The sequence below is a fragment of the Paramuribaculum intestinale genome (assembly GCF_003024925.1).
In the GTDB taxonomy this organism is placed as follows: domain Bacteria; phylum Bacteroidota; class Bacteroidia; order Bacteroidales; family Muribaculaceae; genus Paramuribaculum; species Paramuribaculum intestinale.
On the sequence record NZ_PUED01000027.1, the window covers coordinates 1 to 20,494 of the forward strand.

Annotated in this window: 18 protein-coding genes and 1 rRNA gene; 13 read left to right on the plus strand and 6 right to left on the minus strand. The window is 57.1% G+C overall.

Going from position 1 to position 20,494, the window contains the following annotated elements; translation table 11 throughout:
- Positions 1-540, plus strand: a 540-nt coding sequence (locus tag C5O24_RS03640) for an RNA polymerase sigma factor (RefSeq protein WP_439331582.1), incomplete at its 5' end; no start/stop codon positions are given.
- 80 nt (positions 541-620) lie between these two features.
- Positions 621-935, plus strand: a complete 315-nt coding sequence (locus C5O24_RS03645; protein ID WP_107035927.1) for a hypothetical protein — start codon at positions 621-623, stop codon at positions 933-935.
- 12 nt (positions 936-947) lie between these two features.
- Here C5O24_RS03645 and C5O24_RS03650 read toward each other — a convergent pair whose 3' ends face one another.
- Complete coding sequence (locus tag C5O24_RS03650; protein ID WP_161553794.1) at positions 948-1,388, minus strand: energy transducer TonB; 441 nt, start codon at positions 1,386-1,388, stop codon at positions 948-950.
- Between the two features lie 267 nt (positions 1,389-1,655).
- On the opposite strand from C5O24_RS03650, the gene porQ reads away from it, so the two are divergent.
- Genes porQ through C5O24_RS03670 form a run of 4 tightly spaced genes read left to right on the plus strand, consistent with a single transcriptional unit; the run spans position 1,656 to position 4,766 of the window.
- The gene (gene porQ / locus C5O24_RS03655) at positions 1,656-2,690 is read left to right on the plus strand and encodes a type IX secretion system protein PorQ (protein ID WP_123542183.1); all 1,035 of its coding nucleotides are present in this window, start codon (positions 1,656-1,658) and stop codon (positions 2,688-2,690) included.
- A gap of 20 nt (positions 2,691-2,710) precedes the next feature.
- Positions 2,711-3,400, plus strand: coding sequence for a (d)CMP kinase (gene cmk, locus C5O24_RS03660; protein ID WP_107035930.1), 690 nt, complete (start codon positions 2,711-2,713; stop codon positions 3,398-3,400).
- A complete protein-coding gene (locus C5O24_RS03665) occupies positions 3,397-4,266 on the plus strand; it encodes a 4-hydroxy-3-methylbut-2-enyl diphosphate reductase (RefSeq protein WP_107035931.1) in 870 nt (289 codons plus the stop codon). Before cmk ends, C5O24_RS03665 begins: the two co-directional genes overlap by 4 nt.
- Positions 4,266-4,766, plus strand: coding sequence for a 3'-5' exonuclease (locus C5O24_RS03670; RefSeq protein ID WP_107035947.1), 501 nt, complete (start codon positions 4,266-4,268; stop codon positions 4,764-4,766). Before C5O24_RS03665 ends, C5O24_RS03670 begins: the two co-directional genes overlap by 1 nt.
- 10 nt (positions 4,767-4,776) lie before the next feature.
- Here C5O24_RS03670 and C5O24_RS03675 read toward each other — a convergent pair whose 3' ends face one another.
- Together C5O24_RS03675 and typA are read right to left on the minus strand one after the other, a co-directional pair.
- Positions 4,777-6,009 (minus strand): sigma-54 interaction domain-containing protein, encoded by a 1,233-nt coding sequence (locus tag C5O24_RS03675; RefSeq protein WP_107035932.1) that lies wholly within the window; start codon positions 6,007-6,009, stop codon positions 4,777-4,779.
- Between the two features lie 35 nt (positions 6,010-6,044).
- Positions 6,045-7,853 (minus strand): translational GTPase TypA, encoded by a 1,809-nt coding sequence (typA, locus tag C5O24_RS03680; protein WP_107035933.1) that lies wholly within the window; start codon positions 7,851-7,853, stop codon positions 6,045-6,047.
- A 203-nt stretch (positions 7,854-8,056) separates the two neighbouring features.
- On the opposite strand from typA, the gene C5O24_RS03685 reads away from it, so the two are divergent.
- From C5O24_RS03685 to C5O24_RS03695, 3 genes are all read left to right on the plus strand, one after another.
- Complete coding sequence (locus C5O24_RS03685) at positions 8,057-9,469, plus strand: efflux transporter outer membrane subunit (RefSeq protein WP_161553795.1); 1,413 nt, start codon at positions 8,057-8,059, stop codon at positions 9,467-9,469.
- 64 nt (positions 9,470-9,533) lie between these two features.
- A complete protein-coding gene (locus C5O24_RS03690; protein WP_237613011.1) occupies positions 9,534-10,661 on the plus strand; it encodes an efflux RND transporter periplasmic adaptor subunit in 1,128 nt (375 codons plus the stop codon).
- Between the two features lie 58 nt (positions 10,662-10,719).
- Positions 10,720-13,926, plus strand: a complete 3,207-nt coding sequence (locus tag C5O24_RS03695) for an efflux RND transporter permease subunit (RefSeq protein ID WP_107035935.1) — start codon at positions 10,720-10,722, stop codon at positions 13,924-13,926.
- 276 nt (positions 13,927-14,202) lie between these two features.
- Here the strand turns inward: C5O24_RS03695 and C5O24_RS03700 are convergent, their stop codons facing one another.
- The 3 genes from C5O24_RS03700 to C5O24_RS03710 form a co-directional block, all read right to left on the minus strand.
- A complete protein-coding gene (locus tag C5O24_RS03700; RefSeq protein ID WP_107035936.1) occupies positions 14,203-14,790 on the minus strand; it encodes a rubrerythrin family protein in 588 nt (195 codons plus the stop codon).
- Between the two features lie 117 nt (positions 14,791-14,907).
- Entirely contained in the window at positions 14,908-15,609 is a 702-nt protein-coding gene (locus tag C5O24_RS03705) for an SIMPL domain-containing protein (RefSeq protein WP_107035937.1), read from the minus strand.
- A gap of 16 nt (positions 15,610-15,625) precedes the next feature.
- Positions 15,626-17,152 (minus strand): GH3 auxin-responsive promoter family protein, encoded by a 1,527-nt coding sequence (locus C5O24_RS03710; protein WP_107035938.1) that lies wholly within the window; start codon positions 17,150-17,152, stop codon positions 15,626-15,628.
- A 126-nt stretch (positions 17,153-17,278) separates the two neighbouring features.
- Here C5O24_RS03710 and C5O24_RS03715 point away from each other — a divergent pair, with 126 nt between their 5' ends.
- From C5O24_RS03715 to C5O24_RS03730, 4 genes are all read left to right on the plus strand, one after another.
- Positions 17,279-17,575 carry a hypothetical protein gene (locus C5O24_RS03715; RefSeq protein ID WP_107681474.1) on the plus strand — a complete coding sequence of 99 codons (297 nt, stop codon included), beginning with the start codon at positions 17,279-17,281 and terminating at the stop codon, positions 17,573-17,575.
- 124 nt (positions 17,576-17,699) lie between these two features.
- Positions 17,700-18,521, plus strand: coding sequence for a protein kinase domain-containing protein (locus C5O24_RS03720; protein WP_107035940.1), 822 nt, complete (start codon positions 17,700-17,702; stop codon positions 18,519-18,521).
- A 109-nt stretch (positions 18,522-18,630) separates the two neighbouring features.
- Entirely contained in the window at positions 18,631-19,761 is a 1,131-nt protein-coding gene (locus C5O24_RS03725; protein ID WP_107035941.1) for an N-acetyltransferase, read from the plus strand.
- A 553-nt stretch (positions 19,762-20,314) separates the two neighbouring features.
- Positions 20,315-20,494, plus strand: a 16S ribosomal RNA gene (locus tag C5O24_RS03730); the annotation flags it as partial.

Genomic DNA, 20,494 nt, shown 5'->3' on the forward strand with positions numbered 1-20,494 from the left:
ACATTGTTACCACGCTTTGAGGAATTCAAGCTACTGGAACTGTGGGCCACGACCGACAGCCGTAATGCTTTCGGCCGACTGGTGGAGGAGTATGAGGAGCCGCTCCGGCGGTTTCTCTACAACCTCACCGGCGGCGACGCATGTCTTGCCGATGATCTCGCGCAGGATACGTTTCTGAAGGCCTATGAGTCGGTAAGGTCGTTCAAAGGGCTGTCGGGCTTCCGTACATGGCTCTACAAGATAGCCTGTAATCTGTATTACAGTCATCTGCGCAGCCGGAGGGAGCTGACCGGCCTGGAGGTGGAGTCCTATGCCGCAACGGTGTCTGACGCCGGACAGCGGGCCTCGGATGCCTCGATGGATGTGGCCACGGCGATGCAGGCACTTAATCCGGCGGAGCGCAGCCTGGTGCTGCTCTTCTACCTGGAGGATCGCAGCATCAAGGAGATAACCGGTATCACCGGAATGCCCGAAGGCACTGTCAAGGTGTATCTGAAACGTGCCCGCGAGAAGATGGCCGGTGTGATGGGCCGTGGATGATGTCAGGCCGCGATGTGGTTGTTGAGGCTAAAGATAGCTTGAAGTGTTTTATTGATAAACTGATAAGAATACAGAGATATATGACAGACAAGGAATTTGGCGATTTTTTGAAGCGTAGCCTGCCGCAGGCTCCTCCCGAACCGTGGTTTACACGCAAGGTGATGTCGCGCCTGCCCGAACGGAAGCGGTTCTGGGCCGGATGGATCGAAACCGTGGTGTGCGGCGTCGGTCTGGTGGTGACTCTGGTGCTGGCCGTGGTCTATGGTATCGGACTCGTTTCGGCTCCGGTGGTGACTGTCGGCGATGTGGCGTCGACGGGTGTCATGGCGGCGCTAACCGGAGCGTTGGCCTGGAACGTGGGGTGCGCTTTCATGCCCAAGCCGCATGAGGGATGATGCCGTCAGGGGTCAGCGCCTGAACGGTATGGCTATGATGCAGTAGACCGGCACCTTTGTGTCGCCTATCTTTCCGGCCACCCATCGTGGCATACGGCCTATGATGCGCAGAGCCTCCTTGTTGAGGCTCTCTTCCACTCCGCGCACCACCTCCGGGGCGGTGATGGCGCCGTCGGGTTTCACCACAAAGCTGCACAGCACACGACCCTCTATGCCCTGGCGGTAGGCCTGCGCGGGATACTGGCGCTCACGGTTGATGAACTTCATCATGGCTCCGTCGCCTCCGGGAAAATGCGGCTGTTCGTCGACCGACTCAAACAGGAAAGCCTCGATGTCGAGAGGCCGGTTGTCGGCGCTGACCGTGCGGTAGGTGACGACCATACGCTGCTGCGCGCCGGCATAGAAGGTCAGCGTGAGCAAGAAGGTTGTGATAATGGTTTTGAGTCGGTACATCAATGAGTTAAGGAGTAGCCCAATGGGCGTCGTTGGTAGTCGGTCACAAGGCTGTCTGATGCCTGTGCGATGCAAAAATATGACACTTGGCGGGATTATACAAGGGCGCATATGAGTTTTTGGGAAAGATTGATTTTGTTTTGGATTTTTTAAGTGGCGCGATAATTTCCGGCATACGTGGTTTTTGACTAATTTTGCATCATAGGATAGGTACGGCAGGCCATCAGACGGCTTTTCCGGCTTACAGACAAGCAAGTATGACCTTTTATGCGTAGATTGTTCCGACTGCTCACCACCGCGGCTGCTGTCGCCCTGTTCCCGGCTGTCGCCGTTGCCGACGGCAGCGGCGGTGACTCATCGCCGGCATACACATTTCTAGACATCAGCTCGTCGAGCCGCATCTTCGGCCTCGGAGGTGTGAACGTGAGCGCAGTCGACGCCGGCGTGGCCGCCGTCGACCAGAATCCGGCTTTTCTCGGCCCGGAATACGATAAGGTGCTGTCGGTCGGCTACATGCGCTATATGAGTTCGTCTGATTTCGCTTCGGCCGTGTTCGGCAATGGCGTCGGGGAACGCAGCGCATGGGGCGTGGCTCTGAAATATTTCGGCTACGGAAGCATGGAGCGCACCGACATCGATGGGGTGGCATCCGGCACATTCTCTCCGCTCGACATATCGCTTGGAGCAACGTATTCGCGCGACATAACCGAACGCCTCCGCGGCGGCGCCACGCTCCGATGGGTGTATTCGTCGTATGATTCATATACGGCTATGGCTGTGGGAGTGGATCTCGGCATCAATTATTATGATCCTGACCGCGACCTGTCGCTGTCGGCGGTGGTGACCAATCTCGGAGGGCAGGTGAAACGCTTCAACGAGCGCTACGACCGTCTGCCGGTGGATGTGCGCCTCGGATGGACACAGTCGTTCCCCGGACTACCTGTCAGATTTTCTGTCACGGCATGGAATCTGACCAAGTGGTCGCTGCCTTATTACGAACATGGCGACGGAACGGCCGACGCACGTCCGGAGCTGAAGGATTCGTTCGGCTCGAACCTGATGCGGCATCTGGTGCTTGCGGCCGATCTGGTGCCCGACAGCCGCTTTCATATCGGTATCGGATATAACTACAAGACACGCACCGATATGGCCACATATTCGCGTAATCTGCTGAGCGGATTTTCGATCGGCGGCGGACTGAATATCGGTGGCTTCGGTGTCGATGCGGCTTTCGCTATGCCTCATAGGAGCGCAGCCACTCTCATGCTTAACTTCTCGGCCGAGATAGGCCGGTTCTTATAAATACTGACCACTCAGATCTGATGGAACACAAAAAGATAATAATTGCGATCGACGGCTATTCATCTACCGGCAAAAGCACTATGGCCAAGAAGCTGGCCCGGCAGGTGGGCTACCGTTATATCGATTCGGGAGCGATGTACCGCGCCGTGGCGCTCTACGCTCTGCGTCACGGTATGGCCGACACCGGGGGAAGCGTCGATGAGGCGCGACTGACTGCGGCGTTGCCCGGTATAGCGATAGATTTCAAGGTTACTCCCGACGGACAGCGCACGATGCTCAACGGCGAGGATGTCGAGAACGAGATCCGGTCCATGACCGTTTCGCAGGCAGTGTCGCCGGTGGCCGCTGTGGCCGCTGTGCGTCATGCCATGACGGATCTTCAGCAGCAGATGGGACGCGAGAAGGGGATCGTGATGGATGGGCGCGACATCGGCACTACGGTGTTTCCCGACGCGGAAATGAAGGTGTTTGTCACAGCCTCGGCCGAAACCCGCGCCCGCCGTCGGTTTGACGAGCTGAAGGCCAAGAATATGAATGCTGGCTACGACGAGGTGCTTGCCAATCTGCGTGAGCGCGACCATATCGACGAAACGCGCGCCGAGAGTCCGCTCCGCAAGGCTGCCGACGCTTTCATGCTCGACAATTCGGATATGACTCTCGATGAGCAGGACGCTCTGCTGCTCCGGATTTTCAACGAACGCACGCGATGAAGCCGGTCGTAGAGATTGATCAGGATTCGGGGTTCTGCTTCGGGGTGGTGACAGCCATCCGCAAGGCAGAGGAGGTGCTCGACCGCGAGGGACGGCTGTATTGCCTGGGCGATATAGTCCACAATAGCGCGGAGGTGGAGCGGCTTCGCCGTCGCGGGCTGGTCACCATCACTCACGAGGATATGGCCGGGCTGCACGGCGTCAAGGTGCTGCTTCGCGCCCACGGAGAGCCTCCCGCCACCTACGAACTGGCGCGTCGCAACGATATCGAGATCGTTGATGCTACCTGTCCGGTGGTGCTTAGGCTGCAGAGCAGGGTGAAGCAGGCCTATGAAACCGATGCCGACCGTCCGCAGATTGTGATCTACGGCAAGAATGGCCATGCCGAGGTGAACGGTCTTGTAGGCCAGACGCGCGGCGAGGCTATCGTGGCGGAGGACGAGTCGGGACTTGAAGCGGTGGATTTCAGCCGCCCGATAGCGTTGTATTCGCAGACCACAAAGTCGCCCGAGGGACTACGGCACATGGTCGACGAGATCAGCCGCCGTAAGGACGAGGGCGTAAGTTTCAGATATTTCGACACGATATGCCGTCAGGTGGCGGGTCGTGTGGAGGGGCTGCGGCGTTTTGTGGCCGCCCACGATGTGGTGTTGTTCGTAAGCGGTGCCAAAAGTTCCAACGGCCGGGTGCTTTGCGGAGAATGCCGCGAGGTGAACAGCCGGACCTATCTCGTCAGCGGACCCGATGCAGTGGAAGCGTCGTGGCTGCAGGGCGCCTTATCGATAGGCGTATGCGGCGCCACTTCCACTCCGCGATGGCTCATGGAGCAGGTGCGCGACCGTGCGCAGGAGCTTGCCGGCGGATGATGAACGATTTTGTAGCCATAGACTTTGAAACGGCCAATGCCGAGCCGACGAGCATCTGCGCCATAGGAGCGGTGAAGGTAGAGGGCGGTGTGGTCACCGACCGGTTGTATCGACTGGTAAAGCCCGAGCCGGATTACTATATCCGGCGGTTTACGGAGTGTATCCACGGTATTGGCCCGTCGGATACGGATGATGCTCCAGGATTCTGGGCTGTGTGGCCCGAGCTACGCGATTTCATAGGGGGAAGACCGCTCGTGGCTCATAACAAGCGGTTCGACGAGCGATGTCTGCGTGCGGCATGTCGCTGTTATGGCATCGATTATCCCGATTATGACTTTTATTGCACTCTCGAGCGGGCGCGCCGCACGATACCGCGCACGCTGTGCGCGTCGTTCAGTCTGCCGTCGCTTGCCGGTTTTTTGGGCATACCGTTTGACGATCACCACAATGCTCTTGCCGACGCCGAGGCATGCGCCAAGATAGCCATGGTGTTGCTGTGAGCGGGCGGGATCACTCCAGTCCGTATTCCTTGATTTTGCGATAGAGTGTGCGCTCAGAAATGTTGAGTTCGCGGGCAGTGGCCTTGCGTCGGCCTCCGTTGTTTTCGAGCGAGCGCCTTATGGTTTCGCGCTCGGTATCCTCAAGCGTGAGCGAGGGCTGCGGTGTCGCGGCGGAGCCGGCAGCGGTTATGTCGTCGGCGGTTATATCCTCTACTGTGCTGGTGTGCGCAGCCGGATGATGGTAGTGGACGAGCGACATCGGCATCTCTCTGACTTCCGAGGCCGGAGTGGCTATCTGCTGTGCGGGCGCGGGGCGCTTCTCGATCTCGGCACGGAGCGCGTCGATCTCCTTCTGCATACGGAAGATCATGTTGAAGATCGCCTCCCGCTCGCGGTCGTAGGTGTGGGACGGCGCCGATGCGATCACCGGGGTGTAGACGGGCCCTCCGGCCGGCAGGTATTGCTCTATGTCGTCGGCGGTCACTTCGCGTCCGGCATCGAACAGAGCGGTCTGTTCCACGACGTTTTTGAGCTGGCGGACATTGCCCGGCCAGCGGTAGCGCATCATCAGTCCGCGGGCCTCGTCGGAGAATGTCACCGGCGGCATGCGGTAGCGCTCGCCGAAGTCTGATGCAAACTTGCGTGCCAGAAGCATTATGTCGTTGCCTCGGTCGCGCAGCGGGGGCACGGCGATGTTGACTGTCGACAGGCGGTAGTACAGATCCTCGCGGAAGCGACCCTCCTCGACGGCCTTGAGCATGTCGACATTGGTGGCGGCCACCACGCGGATGTTGGTCTTCTGCACTGTCGACGATCCGACTTTGATGAATTCGCCGCTTTCGAGCACTCTCAGCAGACGGGCCTGTGTGGTGAGCGGAAGCTCGGCCACCTCGTCGAGAAATATCGTGCCGCCGTCGGCCTCCTCGAAGTAGCCTTTGCGCGAGCCGATGGCGCCGGTGAAAGCTCCTTTTTCGTGTCCGAACAGTTCGGAGTCGATGGTGCCTTCGGGTATGGCGCCGCAGTTGACGGCTATGTAGCGGGCGTGCTTGCGCGCGCTGAAAGCGTGGATGATCTTGGGGAAAAATTCCTTGCCCGATCCGCTCTCGCCGGTGACGAGCACCGACAGGTCGATAGGCGCCACCTGCACCGCACGGCTTATGGCTGCCGTCAGCGCTGGGGCGTTGCCGATGATGCCGAAGCGCATCTTTGCCTGCTGCACTTCGGCGGGTGTTTCGGGGGGCATGGAGATTTTCACGTGTCGGGGTGTTCGGTGTCGGTTCAGGAATTGGCTCTTGACGCGGCGCGTTTGCGCTCGATCTCGTCAAGGAGTATCTTGCGCAGGCGTATATGGTTGGGGGTCACCTCCACATATTCGTCCTCCTTGATGTATTCGAGCGCCTCTTCAAGGCTGAACACCACGGGGGGCACGATGCGGGCTTTGTCGTCGGCGCCCGATGCGCGCATGTTGGTGAGCTTCTTTGACTTGGTGACGTTGACCACTATGTCGTTGTCCTTGGCGTTCTCGCCCACGACCTGTCCGGCATAGACCTCATCCTGCGGGAATATGAAGAAGCGGCCGCGGTCCTGCAGCTTGTCGATGGCGTAGGCATAGGCTGTTCCGGCTTCCATGGCTATGAGCGATCCGTTGGTGCGGCGCTCTATGTCGCCCTTCCATGGCTGGTATTCGTGGAAACGGTGAGCCATGATGGCTTCTCCGGCCGATGCGGTCAGCACGTTGTTGCGCAGGCCGATGATGCCTCGCGAGGGGATATGGAATTCGAGATGTATGCGGTCGTTCTGTGTGGCCATCGACACAAGTTCGCCCTTGCGTCGGGTGACCATGTCGATCATCTTTGACGAGTATTCTTCGGGCACATTGATGGTGAGCAGCTCCACCGGCTCGCATTTGCGTCCGTCGATCTCCTTGACGATAACCTGCGGCTGGCCTACCTGCAGTTCGTAGCCTTCGCGGCGCATCGTTTCGATGAGCACCGACAGGTGGAGCACGCCGCGGCCGAAGACGGTCCATACGTCCTCATGGTCGGCCTTCTTGACACGGAGCGCAAGGTTGCGGTCGAGTTCCTTGGTCAGTCGGTCGGCGATATGGCGCGATGTGACAAACTTTCCGTCGCGGCCGAAGAAGGGGCTGTCGTTGATGGTGAATGTCATCGACATGGTAGGTTCGTCAATGGCTATGCGGGGTAGCGCTTCGGGTGTCTCGGCGTCGGCTACGGTGTCGCCTATCTCAAACCCTTCGATGCCTACGAGAGCACATATGTCGCCGCTCTTGACGCTCTGCACCTTCTTGCGTCCCATGCCTTCAAACACGTGCAGCTCCTTGATGCGCTGCTTGATGACGGATCCGTCCTTCTTGCAGAGGGCGATGGGCATACCTTCGCGGAACTCGCCGCGGTGCACGCGTCCGATGGCTATTCGTCCCACATAGCTCGAGAAGTCGAGCGATGTGACGAGCATCTGAGCCGGGCCCTCTATGGTGGTGGGCGCGGGTATGTATTTTATTATGGCGTCGAGCACCGGGGTGATGTTGTCGGTGGGATTCTGCCAGTCGTCGCTCATCCATCCCTGCTTGGCCGATCCGTAGACGGTCGGGAAGTCGAGCTGTTCCTCGGTGGCGTCGAGGTTGCACATCAGATCGAACACCATTTCCTGCACCTCGTCGGGACGGCAGTTGGGCTTGTCGACCTTGTTGATCACCACCACCGGCTTCAGGCCGAGCTGTATGGCTTTCTGGAGCACGAAGCGAGTCTGCGGCATCGGGCCTTCGAAGGCGTCGACGAGAAGCAGACATCCGTCGGCCATGTTGAGCACACGCTCCACTTCGCCTCCGAAGTCGGCGTGTCCGGGCGTGTCGATGATGTTGATCTTGGTGTCTTTGTAGGTGATGGAGACGTTTTTGGAGAGTATCGTTATGCCTCTTTCGCGTTCGAGGTCGTTGTTGTCGAGTATGAGCTCGCCGGTGGATTGATTGTCGCGGAAAAGGTGTCCGGCGAGTAGCATCTTGTCCACGAGGGTGGTCTTGCCATGGTCTACGTGGGCTATGATAGCTATGTTTCTGATGTTTTGCATAAATTCTCTTTGATATTCGGGCGCAAAATTACACAAAAATCGTCACATATCAGCACCCCTCGCCTAAGAGAATGTCTAAAAAAGCGAACAGGTCAGGTGTCAAAGCATACAGCGGGAGGGAGAGGATGGCGGAGTGGCGGAGTGCGAGCGAACCGTCGGGGTGGCGCGGGGGTTATAATTCTGATGTTTCAACTATGATGGAAATGAACAGACACCCTTTTCATATCTGGCTGATGGCTGTGATGATGCTGACGAGCATGGCCGCATACGGACGCGACGATCTGTCGACGCTCGCCGACAGTCTGCCCGAGCGATGGCTCTACGAGCCGGAAACGACGCAGGAATTTCCAACCGACGATCAGTGGTGGCGCCTATTTGGCGATCCGCTTCTCGACTCCCTGATAGCGGAGGGTGAGCGGGCCAACTTCAATCTGCTTAAGGCCGGGCGCCGCATAGCCATAGCGCGCCAGTCGGTGGCCAAGGCACGCTCTGCCTTCTGGCCGTCGCTGTCGGTCTCCGGCGGATGGAATAAGATCCGGCAGTCGGGCGACGAGAATGTCAGGGAAGGCGATGCTGTCACGGTCGACTATTTTTCGGCCGGAGTCGACATGCAGTGGGAGATTGACGTGTTCGGCAAGGTACGCAAGGATGTGGAGATGCAGCAGGCGTCATACCGTGCGTCGCGTGCCGATTATGCCTCTGTCAGCATAAGCGTGTGCGCCCAGATAGCCGCTTCCTACATAAAACTGCGCACTCTTCAGCGCCAACTCGAAGTGACGCTCGATCATGTCGAGGAGCAGCGCAAGGTGATGAAGATCACCGAGGCGAGGTTTGATACCGGACTTGCTTCCATGCTCGATGTCAGCCAGGCGCGGACGGTGTATTATTCCACGCTGGCCTCATTGTCGTCGCTGCGCACGTCGGTGGCGGTGACGGTCAACGCTCTGGCGCTGCTTACCGGCTCGATGCCCGCCGAGATGGCCGGGAGGCTGAGCGCCCCGGCCGCATTGCCTGAGGTCGATATGCTCGTGCCGGCGACCGTGCCTTCCGATCTGCTACGGAGGCGTCCTGACGTGGTGGCCGCCGAAGAGCAGCTTGCGGTGAGCGCAGCGGCCGTGGGGGTGGCGAAGAAGGATTTTATGCCGGTATTGTCGCTCGCTGGATCGATCGGGACATCGGCTCATCGGCTCGATGACCTGATGACGCGCCGCAGTATGACCTATACGATAGCTCCGCAGCTGTCGTGGACCATATTCGATGGCTTCGCACGCCGGGCGGCCGTGGCGTCGGTCAAGGAACAGATGCTCGCATCGATCGACGCCTACAATCTGACGCTGCTGACGGCTGTGCAGGAGGTGGACGACGCTCTGATAAGCTACACCAATGCGGTGGCCTATGAGCAGAGTCTGCATAAGGTGACCGAGGCGGCACAGAAAGCTGCCGATCTGTCGCTCGACCGCTACAAGCAGGGGCTTGACGCATTCATAAATGTTGCGCAGGCGCAGATCACTCTGCTGCAATACAACAACGAGGCTGTGGAGGCGCGCGGAGAGTCACTGACCGCACTTGTCAATCTCTATAAGGCTCTCGGCGGCGGATGGGCAGTGGGGCGGTAGAGACGTGTCGGGCGCTGCTAAACGGAATGAAATTATAGGTAAAATACAACACACGAAAATACTGATGGAACACACTCTGAGAACAATGGCGGCAGTGGTGGCTGCATCGGCAGTGGCATGCCTGCCGTCGTGCCATAGCAATGAACGGTCGGCGCAGACCGATGCGCCACAGGTGGATGTGGCTTCTGTAATAGAGGACTCTGTGGTGATATACAAGGATTATCCCGGCACGCTCACGGCCGTGAACAGTGTAGACGTGGTGGGTCGTGTCAACGGCTATCTGCGGTCGCAGAACTATACCGACGGAAGCACGGTCGGCAAGGGTGCTTTGCTGTTTACCATCGAGGATACGCAATATCGCGACGCCGTAGGGCAGGCCGAGGCGCAGCTTCAGACCGCGCGGAGCACCTACGACTATGCCATGAGGCAATACGAGGCGATGAAGAAGGCTCTGGAGAGCGACGCTGTGTCGCAGATAGAGGTGGTGCAGGCCAAAAGCGCCTACGAGGAGGCCGCAGCGGCGATAAAGAGCGCCGAGGCGCAGTTGCGCACTGCGCGCACCAATCTCGGATACTGCGCGGTCCATGCTCCGTTTGCCGGAACGGTGTCGGCCGCCGATGTCAATGTCGGCGCCTACGTAGGTGGAGAGGGGGAGCCGGTGAAGCTGGCCACGATATATGACAACACGCGGATGTATGCCGACTTCTACATAGAGGAGTCGTCGTTCATGCGTATGAACACCCGGGTCGGCACCGACGGAATAGCGGGGAGCGATTCGATACCGATGCGTTTCGACGAACCTCTGGGACATGAATACCGCGGACGGCTGGATTATCTCTCGCCCGATGTGAATACAGGCACCGGAACGATGCACCTGCGTGCGGTGGTCGACAATCCTTACGGCGAACTGCGGTCGGGCATGTATGCCACCATATCGCTGCCTGAGGATATCGACAGCCATGCCCTTCTTGTCAGGGACGCGTCGATCGCTACCGACCAGCTCGGGAAGTATGTCTATACGGTCAACGATTCCAACCGGGTGGTATATACTCCGGTGAAGACCGGCGGTCTGGTCGACGACACGATGCGGGTTGTGACCGAAGGGCTGCATCCCGGCGATCGTTATGTCACCAAAGCCCTGCTTAAGGTGAGGGCGGGTCTGGAGGTCAGGCCTGTTATGACCGGCAAGTAGCCTCCGGCCTGATTCACGATTTTTTTTCAGCGACAAATCCGATTAATTACCATACGCGATGTTTTCCCGTTTCTTCATAGAGCGTCCGATATTCGCCATAGTCATAGCCGTGGTGATGATACTGGCGGGCGTGGTGACTGTAAAGACTCTTCCCGTGGCTCAGTATCCCGACATAACGCCTCCGACGGTGATGGTGGCCGCCAGTTATCCCGGAGCCGACGCCGCAACGGTGGCTACTACCGTGGGCGTGCCTATCGAGGAGCAGGTCAACGGTGTGGAAGGTATGATGTATATGAGTTCCAGCTCCAGTTCCGACGGGTCGTATATGCTCACGGTGACTTTTGAGACGGGAACCGATCTGGATATGGCCACAGTTAAGGTGCAGAACCGCGTGGCCATAGCCGAGGCGACTCTCCCCACGGCGGTGAAGGAGGAGGGTGTGTCGGTGATGTCGCGCTCCACTGACGTCATACTGTTTGTCGGTCTGCTCAATGATACGGCCGACAATCATCACTACGACGCTCTTTATCTCACCAATTATGCCAAACTTAATCTGGTCGACGAGCTGTCGAGGATCGACGGCGTGGGTCAGGTGGAGGCGTTCGGAGCAGGAGAGTACAGCATGAGGATATGGCTGGATCCGGAGAAGATGCGCGTGCGCGGACTCACTCCCGACGATGTCATGGAAGCTGTCGAATCGCAGAATATGGCGGTTTCGGCCGGATCTGTAGGTGCGCCGCCTACGCCGTCGGACGGGCAGTTTGAGTTTACGCTTACGGCACAGGGACGCCTGACGACTCCCGATGAGTTCGGTTCCATCGTCATCAAGACCACTCCGGAGGGGGAGATGCTCCATCTGTCGGACGTGGCCCGCATAGAGCTTGGCAGCCAGAGTTACGGCGGGTCGGCTCTCGTGTCGGGTAGTGCGGCCGGATTGCTCGGCATCTACCAGACACCAGGCGCCAACTCGCTGGAGGTGGCCAAGGCCGTGGAGAAGAAGCTGAATGAGCTGGAGCGATATTTTCCGGAGGGTGTGGACTATCAGGTGCTGATGAACACTACCGATTTCGTCACGGCGTCGATCGACGAGGTGCTGGTGACGTTTGTCGAAACCACTCTGATCGTGATGCTGATCATACTTGTCTTCCTCCAGAGCTGGAGGGCGGTAGTCATACCGATGATCACGATTCCGGTGTCGCTGATAGCCACTTTCGCGGTGATGAAGCTTATGGGCTTTACGATCAACACTCTGACGCTGTTCGGACTTGTGCTGGCGATAGCCATAGTGGTGGATGACGCCATAGTGGTGGTTGAGGACTGTTCGCGTCTGGTGGACGAGGGCAAGCTCAACGCGCGTCAGGCCGCCGAGAAAGCTATGACCGAACTCCAGGGTCCGGTGGTGGGCGAGGTGCTTGTGTTGCTGTCGGTGTTTATTCCTACGGCCTTCATAAGCGGTATTACAGGCGAGCTTTACAAGCAGTTTGCACTGACCATAGCTGTGTCGACGGCCTTCTCCGGCTTCAACGCCCTTACATTCACTCCGGCCATGTGCGCTATGTTTCTGCGTAAAGGCAAACCGACGGAGTTCAAGCCTTATCAGTGGTTTAACCGCGGCTTTGCCGCCACTCTCAAGCTGTATGTAGGTATAGTGGGCGGCTTCCTGCGGCGTCCGTGGGCGGCTATCGGGCTGTATTTCGCGTTGACGGCATTGGCTTTCTGGGGTTTTGTCAGGATGCCGTCGTCGTATATCCCTCAGGAGGATATGGGCTATTTCATGGGCTCGATACAGCTTCCTACCGGCGCATCGATCGACCGCACGGACGCAGTCGTGGCTCAGGTCAACGAGCGACTTGCGCGGATTCCGGAGGTGAAATCGGTGATGTCGGTGAGCGGCATGTCGTTTATCGGAGGCGGCAGCGCGAGCAATTACGCCTCGCTGTTTGTCACTCTCAAGCCGTGGAGCGAGCGCCGTGGCCGGTCGCAAGGTGTGGATGCCGTGATCGACCGCTTCAATGCCGCGTGCGCCGACATTCAGGAGGCGGTGGTGTTCGGCATAAATCCGCCCGCCATATCCGGGCTCGGAGTGACTTCCGGCCTTCAGATGCAGTTGCTCGACATAAACAATCTCGGCCCGCAGCAGATGAAGCAGGCTCTGGCCGATGTGGAGCGTGCGGCCGAGACTGATCCCCGTATCAAGTCGGTGACGTCGCTCTACGAGGGTGCCATACCGCAGTATAAACTGACTGTTGACCGCAACCGCATCAAGATGCAGCAGCTCGAAGTGTCCGATGTGTTTTCGGCTCTGTCGGCCTATATGGGCGGGTCGTATATCAATGACTTCACAGACTTCGGCCGTGTCTATCAGGTCAATCTTGCCGGCGATGAGGCGGCGCGCTCGCGTGTCGACGGAGTGCTGAAGCTCAGTGTCAGGAACTCGATGGGCGAGATGGTGCCGTTCTCGTCGTTTATGACTGTGGAGCCGTCGTTCGGGCAGAGCAACGTGTCGCGCTACAACATGTATTCCACGGCCTCGCTAACCGCCACTCCGGCTCACGGGGTCAGCTCCTCTGAAGGTATAGAGGCCATGGAGGAGATAGTGGAGCGCACTCTCGGCGATGAATATTCCTACGCGTGGACCGGCGAGGCCTATCAGGAGTCGCAGGGCGGGGTGACGGTGGCTCTGGTGCTGATATTCGCCGTGGTCATCACTCTGCTCGTGCTCGCCGCCCAATATGAGAGTCTGACCGATCCTGTGGCTGTGGTGATATCTATGCCCACAGCCATACTCGGCACCGTCATAGGCTGTCTGCTGATGGGACAGAGCATATCGGTCTATACCCAGATAGGTATAATATTGTTGCTCGGGCTGTCGGCAAAAAACGCCATACTGATCGTGGAGTATGCCATCGACTACCGCCGTTCGGGCATGGATATTCGATCAAGCGCCATACGTGCCGGACGGGTGAGATTCCGTCCGATAATGATGACGGCGCTGGCATTTGTGTTCGGTGTGATGCCGATGCTGTTCGCTACCGGTGCGGGTGCGGCGAGCCGTGTTTCTCTTGGCACCGCCGTAGCGTTCGGCATGGCTGTCAACGCTCTGGTGGGAACGCTGTTCGTGCCCAACTTCTGGGAGCTGCTCGAGCGCTTCCGCGAACGCCATCTGTCGCGCTTTTTCTCCACGCCTACCACGGCGTTGCCCCCGGTGACGCGTCATGACGGTGACAGTGGCGACGATGATGAAGCCGGCTCCGGCGCAGTCTGATACCTGCTCTCTGATACCCCATCCCACCCCGACTGCATAGGTGGCCGGGACGGGATGGGGCATTCCTTTTGCAGTGATGTTCATGCGATAGCGTAGGTGAGGGTGGGTGGTGGAAAAACATACGTTTGTCAGTGCCTTTTGGCTTACTTCGGTTTATTGTTGTAAGTCGAAGATTGTAGAAATGAAAATCATGGCCAAGTGTCGGACTGTTGGCTTCGACACTTGGCCATGATTGTGTTCTCGGATCTTTCGGCGCTTGATTGTGGCCGTTATGGATCAGTCGTCTTCGTCAAGGGGCATGTAGTGCTGGTAGGGATGGTCGCATCCGGGGCATACCTTCGGGGGTTCGTTGCCTTCGAAGATGTAGCCGCAGACAAGGCACTGCCAGCGGATGGCGTGGTCGCGTTTCCATACAGTGCCCTCCTCCACCATCTTGAGATAGCGTGTGAAGCGGTCGAGGTGGTGTTGCTCGGCTTTAGCTATCGCGAGGAAGTGCTCGGCGATCTCGGGGAATCCCTCTTCCTGAGCAGTCTTGGCGGCTTCCTCATAGCCTTTCACTCCGGCGTTGGCCTCTTCGCCCATGGAGATCTTCAGGTTGGTGGCGGTGTCGCCGATGATGCCGGCGTCGGTGGGTACTTTGGCGTCGACTACTCCGCCTTCAAGCATCTTGAAGAAGACTTTGGCATGGTTGAACTCGTTTTCGGCTGTCTGGCGGAAAATCACTCCAATCGGGAAGTACAGTTCTTTGTCGGCCTGCTTGGCATAGAATGTGTAGCGGGCGTATGACTGCGATTCGTTGAGATAGGCCAGCACGATATTTTGTTCGGTGCGTGTGCCTTTGATGGATTTTTTCTTTTTAGCCATGATGAGTTGTGTTTTGGTCTGAAATACGTTGTTTTTGTCACATTATAACGTAGTGCGGCCGGCTAATGTTCATCATCATGGCTTCGGTCTGACAGCGATACCTGATGCCGTAGGCGGTCAGTCTTCCAGATAGTAGGTGAGCGAGGTGACGACCCTCACTTTCTTGATGTAGGGAGTGGTTGCGTCGCGGTCGTCGATGGTGAACTGTCCCTGGCGTGCGGTCTTGATCTTGCCGAGCGACGATTCGGAGTCGTCGGCAAATTTCTTGGCGGCCTCGCGGGCGTTTTTTGTGGCTTCGGCTATCATCTCCGGTTTGATGGAGTTGAGGTCGGTGAAGTCGTAGGTGATCTGGTAGTTGTAGTCGTTTGTGATGGCTATGCCCTGTGCGAAGAGTTCGCCCTGCCGGTTGATGAGGGCATGGATCTCCTTGACTTTACCGGAGCTTACGGTCACCACCGATGTGATGGCGTAGTTGTAGGGGAGGGGCTGGTTGTTGTAGCGGTCGGTGGTGAGGTCCTGCACTTTAGGCGCTCCGATGGATATTTCCTGATCGGTGATGCCGTTGGCTTTGAGGAAGTCGACGATACGCTGGTTGGTGGCCGAAACATTGGCGTAGACAGTGGGCAGTGAATTGCCGACCTCTTTGAACATTATGGGCCATGTGACGACGTTGGCGGGCACTTCGCGTTCGGCGAGTCCGCGGACGTCGACCGTGCGGTCGCGTGATGCGGCGAAGTCTATTCCTGAACGGATGCAGAGGCCAAGCGCGAGCAGGCCGAGTGCGATGATCGCTGATGCGATGATTGCTGTTGGTTTCATGTCGTTAGTGTTTAGTTTATGTGGTTTTCAATGTCTGGTCGTTGTTGAGCCGCAGCATGTCGTCGATGAGGGTGCGGTCGTTCTGCAGGCGTGGCACTTTGCGCTGTCCGCCGAGCTTGCCGGTCGATGCGAGCCATCGGTCGAAGAGCCCATGGTGTGCAACGGTGACGGTGAGTGGGGCGAGGAATATGTCGCCTGCGCGTTTTGCCTGATAGTCGGAGTTCTGCTCGGTGAGCCGTCGGTCGAGTGTGGTGGCGAATGCGTCGATGTCGGCGGGCGGGCGGTCAAATTCTATCAGCCATTGGTGGTGTCCGCGTGAGGCGGAGGTGGTGAAGACGGGTGCGGCGGTGTAGTTGGCCACTGTGCAGCGGCAGTCGGCGCATGCGCGTGCAAGCGCTGCGTCGGTGTTGTGAACCATCACCTCTTCTCCGAACGCGTTGATATAGTGTTTTGTTCGTCCGGTGATGACTATCTGCAACGGATCGGTGGCCACCACCTTTACGACGTCGCCGATCTGGTAGCGCCATAGCCCGTTGGGGGCCGACAGCAGCAGGGAGTAGCTTTGGCCGGGTGTGGTGAGCCATGCGGGAATGGCTTCGGAGTCAGGCGCGCCGAGCGGCACGAACTCATAGAATACTCCGGCGTCGGTGAGGAGCATCATGCCGGGTGCGTCGGGAGAGTGCTGCACGGCGAAGAATCCTTCGGAAGCGTTGTAGGTTTCCAGATAGTGCATCCGTCCGGGGTCGGTGATCTCTTCATACTGGCTGCGGTAGGGTCCGAAGGCGATGCCTCCGTGGAAGAATACTTCGAGGCGGGGCCATACGTCGTGGATGGTCGATGCTCCGGCGCGCTCAATGACCCGGCGGATGACGGTGAGAAACCATGATGGGACGCCCGATATGTTGGTGACGTCGGCATGGATCGATTCGTCGACAAGCGCCGGGAGTTTGGCTGTCCAGTCGGGCATGAGGGCAGTGGCGCGCGACGGCACCCTGATGCGGTCGACGAGCGGGTTGATTCTCTCAATTAGATGAGCCGAGAGGTCGCCTGCCTTCACTCCGGGCGCAGTGCCGTGGAGTTCGTTGGCAAAGCTGCCTCCGAGTATGAAGGCTTTGCCGTCGAACAGTCGGCTGCCGGGGTGATGGTTGAGGTAGTGGGCCACGGATTCGGCTCCGCCGCGGTAGTGGTTGAGGCGCAGGGAGTCGTCGGTGACGGGGATGTATTTGCTTTTGCCGTCGGATGTGCCTGAGGACTGTGCGAACCGTCGGCAGGGACCGGGCCACAGTATGTCGGGCTCTCCTGCGATCATCCGCTCGACGTAGGGCCGGATGTCTGGGTAGGAGGTGACAGGCATGGCTTCGCGGAAGTCGTCGTAGGTGGCCACCTGCTGTAGATGATGGGAGTCTCCCCAAAGGGTGCGGCGTCCGTTGGCAATGAGTTTTTTAAGCTGTCGGAGCTGCACCAGCTCCGGATCGGATGCTGATCGGAGCGTGCGTCGGGCTCTGGCGGCGAAAAACGGTGTAAGCAGACGTGTGATGTTCATATTGACAAAATTAGAAAAAAGCCGTGAGATTTTTGACTGTTTGTCGACAAAACCTAATTAGGCGGCGGTGTGTTTTAATGTTGTATTGAAATTTTATTTAATTTTGCACTCGTAATTGATTGCCCGATGAAAGCATTGTCCAATTGCCTGAGGCTGCTTGCCATTGCAGTAGCTATAGTGACTTTCGGCTCTTGCAGCGACGAAAACGATTATTATTGGTCGCCGCTGATAGGCGACTGGGTTCTTGTGGCCGACGAATATGGCCCGGTCGATACGGATCAGAACATATTCTCGTTCTACGGCGACGGCTCGGGGCAGTATGTTGACTATGACAACTGGGGGCAGTCATATACCTACGACATCTATTGGGATACCGATGGAACGGCTCTCTACATCTCGTATGCCGTCGACAGTTCTGCTTGAAACTCTGGGCTGTCAACGGCAACAATCTGTATCTTACCGATGTCGATACCGGAAGTCAGCTGGTGTTTGCCATGTATTGAGCGGCAGCCCCGGCCTCTAATGTAACTACTTAAACCAATCATGAATGAGTGAAGCAGATCATTGTGCTGCGCAGAAGTGGACCGAGCTGGAGCTTCTTCCCGAGTGGGATGAGGAGTACTACGACGTCTACACGGCCAAAAAGCATGGCAAGTGGGTGATGCTCAAGACTCTCAAGGCGGCCTATAAGGACGATCCGCGGTTTCAGGCCATGCTTGAGAAGGAGTTTGACGTGCGCTACAACCTTGCCCATCCGGGTATTGTGATGATCAACGATCTGGAGGAAGTGCCCGGTCTGGGATTATGTATCATCACCGACGATGTTTATGGCGATTCGCTGCGTAAGCTTATTGATTCGGGTAAGGCGGGGCCGGAACATGTCGAGAAGGTGTGCACGCAGCTTGTCGATGCTCTCGATTATATACAGCGCAATCATGTGGTGCACTTCCCGGTGCGTCCGGAAACAATAGTATTTACCGAGAATATCGGCAATCTGAAGCTCATTGATGTGGGTTTTGATCAGCGTGAGCATCTGACTCCGGCCGATGCTTCTGAAGATATATATATGTTTGGCAAGGTGCTACGCGAACTGACTGACGTGGTGCCGGGCTCTCCGGCCAGGCTGCGGCGCATAGCCGACAAATGCCTGTCGCAGAATCCGCGCGACCGCTATCGTTCGGTTCACGAGTTGCGTATGGCCTTGGCGTCGCGATCCGACAACCGCCTGTATATGGCTATCATCGTGTTTCTCCTTGTTATGATAGCTCTGCTCGTGTGGTTTAATTCCGGTGTGGCGCCACATCGTCCGTCGTCGTTGACGTTAGTGCCGCAGCTGGCCGTGTCGTGGTTTGGTTTCGGTCAGCATTGATATGCATGTTGTCCCCGGTTCGTTGTTTGTTCACTCTTGATTGACTCGCAGCGAGCCACGGGTTACTGATGATTGTAGTGATATCAACTGTTTTTTTTGAGAGTTGCTTATGTCAATAGAAATAAGGTCTGTCAGCCCTGACCGCAAGGAGCTGAAAAAATATGTGAAGTTTGGCATAGACCTGTATCGCGGCAATGACTGCTATGTGCCGCCTCTGATATTCGAGGAGATCGAAACCCTGATGCCGTCGAAAAATCCGGCCTTTGATTTTTGCGAGGCGCAGTCGTTTATGGCTTTGCGCGACGGAGTCCCGGCTGGGCGTATAACGGCTATCATCAACCGTGTGGTCAATGAGCGCACAGGGAAGAGGGAGGCTCGTTTCGGTTTCGTTGATTTCGTCGACGATGCGGAAGTGGTCGATGCGCTGTTTCGTGCGGCCGAGGAGTGGAGCCGTCAGCGTGGCATGACTGAGATGGTGGGACCGATGGGCTTTACCGATATGGATCACGAGGGAATGCTAATCGACGGTTTCGACGAACTTGGCACTATGGCCACGATTTACAATTATCCCTATTATCCCGTGCACATGGAGCGCATGGGCTATAAGCCCGATGTCGACTGGGTGGAGTATCGTATGACGGTGCCCGACAGTGTGCCCGACAAATATCTTAGGATAGCTTCGCTCGTAGAGCGCAAGTATGGATTCAAGACGCTGCACTATACGTCGCGCAGCCGTCTGAAAGCGGATTACGGCAGGGCTATCTTTGATCTTATAAATGTGGCCTACGACGGTCTTTATGGTTATTCGCCGTTATCGGATCGTCAGATCGACTATTATATCGACAAGTATCTGGGCATTCTGCGCCTTGACTGCATAAGCGTTGTCGTGGATAAGGATGGCAAGCTTGTGGCTTTCGGCATTTCAATTCCGTCGTTCTCGCGTGCTCTTCAGCGGTCGGGTGGACGGTTGTGGCCTTTAGGCTGGTATCATCTGCTCAAGGCGATCCACGGCAAAAACGATGTTGTCGATCTTATGCTTGTCGCCGTCAGTCCCGAATATCAGAATATGGGAGTGAATGCGATGGTTTTTGCGGATCTGTTGCCTACTTATATAAAGAATGGCTATAAGTTTGCCGAGAGCAATCTTGAGCTTGCCGACAATGCGAGCGTGCAGCTGCAGTGGCAGTATTTCGAGCGCCGGCAGCATAGGCGTCGGCGTGCATTCCGTCGTGATCTCTGATATCGCGCAGGGCATTTTTTTTGATCGCGATAATACTCTGTCAGTCAGCTGATGGGGCGGTTTTCGGGATTTTTGTTCAACTTTTTTCGTGAAAAAAGTGTTGTAAAAATTTGGTGGTTGTTGAAAAAGTGTCTACCTTTGCACTCGCTTTTGAGAAACAAACCAAGCGACAGCGGTCGCGACGGTCTCGGAGGCTGACAGAGGCGATGCCGCAAGGCGGCCGAAGTAAAAAAAGAATGTTAAAAATTTGCAGGTTTGAAAAATTGGTTCTAACTTTGCAAAACATTTCCGCCCGAGTTCAGGGCGGCATTCAAAACCAGAGCACATTGAAATAATTGCAATAGACGAAGTAGTACAAGAGAACAAGGGCCGCAGGCCTGGCGCAAGCCGTCCTGCGGATGAAGTCTCTGTCAAATTCGACCAGCGTTTAGATTCAAGATTGTCGGCCGGGAGGAAGATGAGCTCCGATGGCTGTCGGTGTCCGATGGGTCTTTTAATATTGGTTCAGGCTATGCGGCTTTAGCACAAGAAAAAAAAAGAACAAAAGATAACAACAGCGGAGAGTTTGATCCTGGCTCAGGATGAACGCTAGCGACAGGCTTAACACATGCAAGTCGAGGGGCAGCGGTGGTGAAGGCTTGCCTTTACCAGCCGGCGACCGGCGCACGGGTGAGTAACACGTATGCAACCTGCCTGCCACAGCCGGATAATCGGGAGAAATCCCGTCTAATAC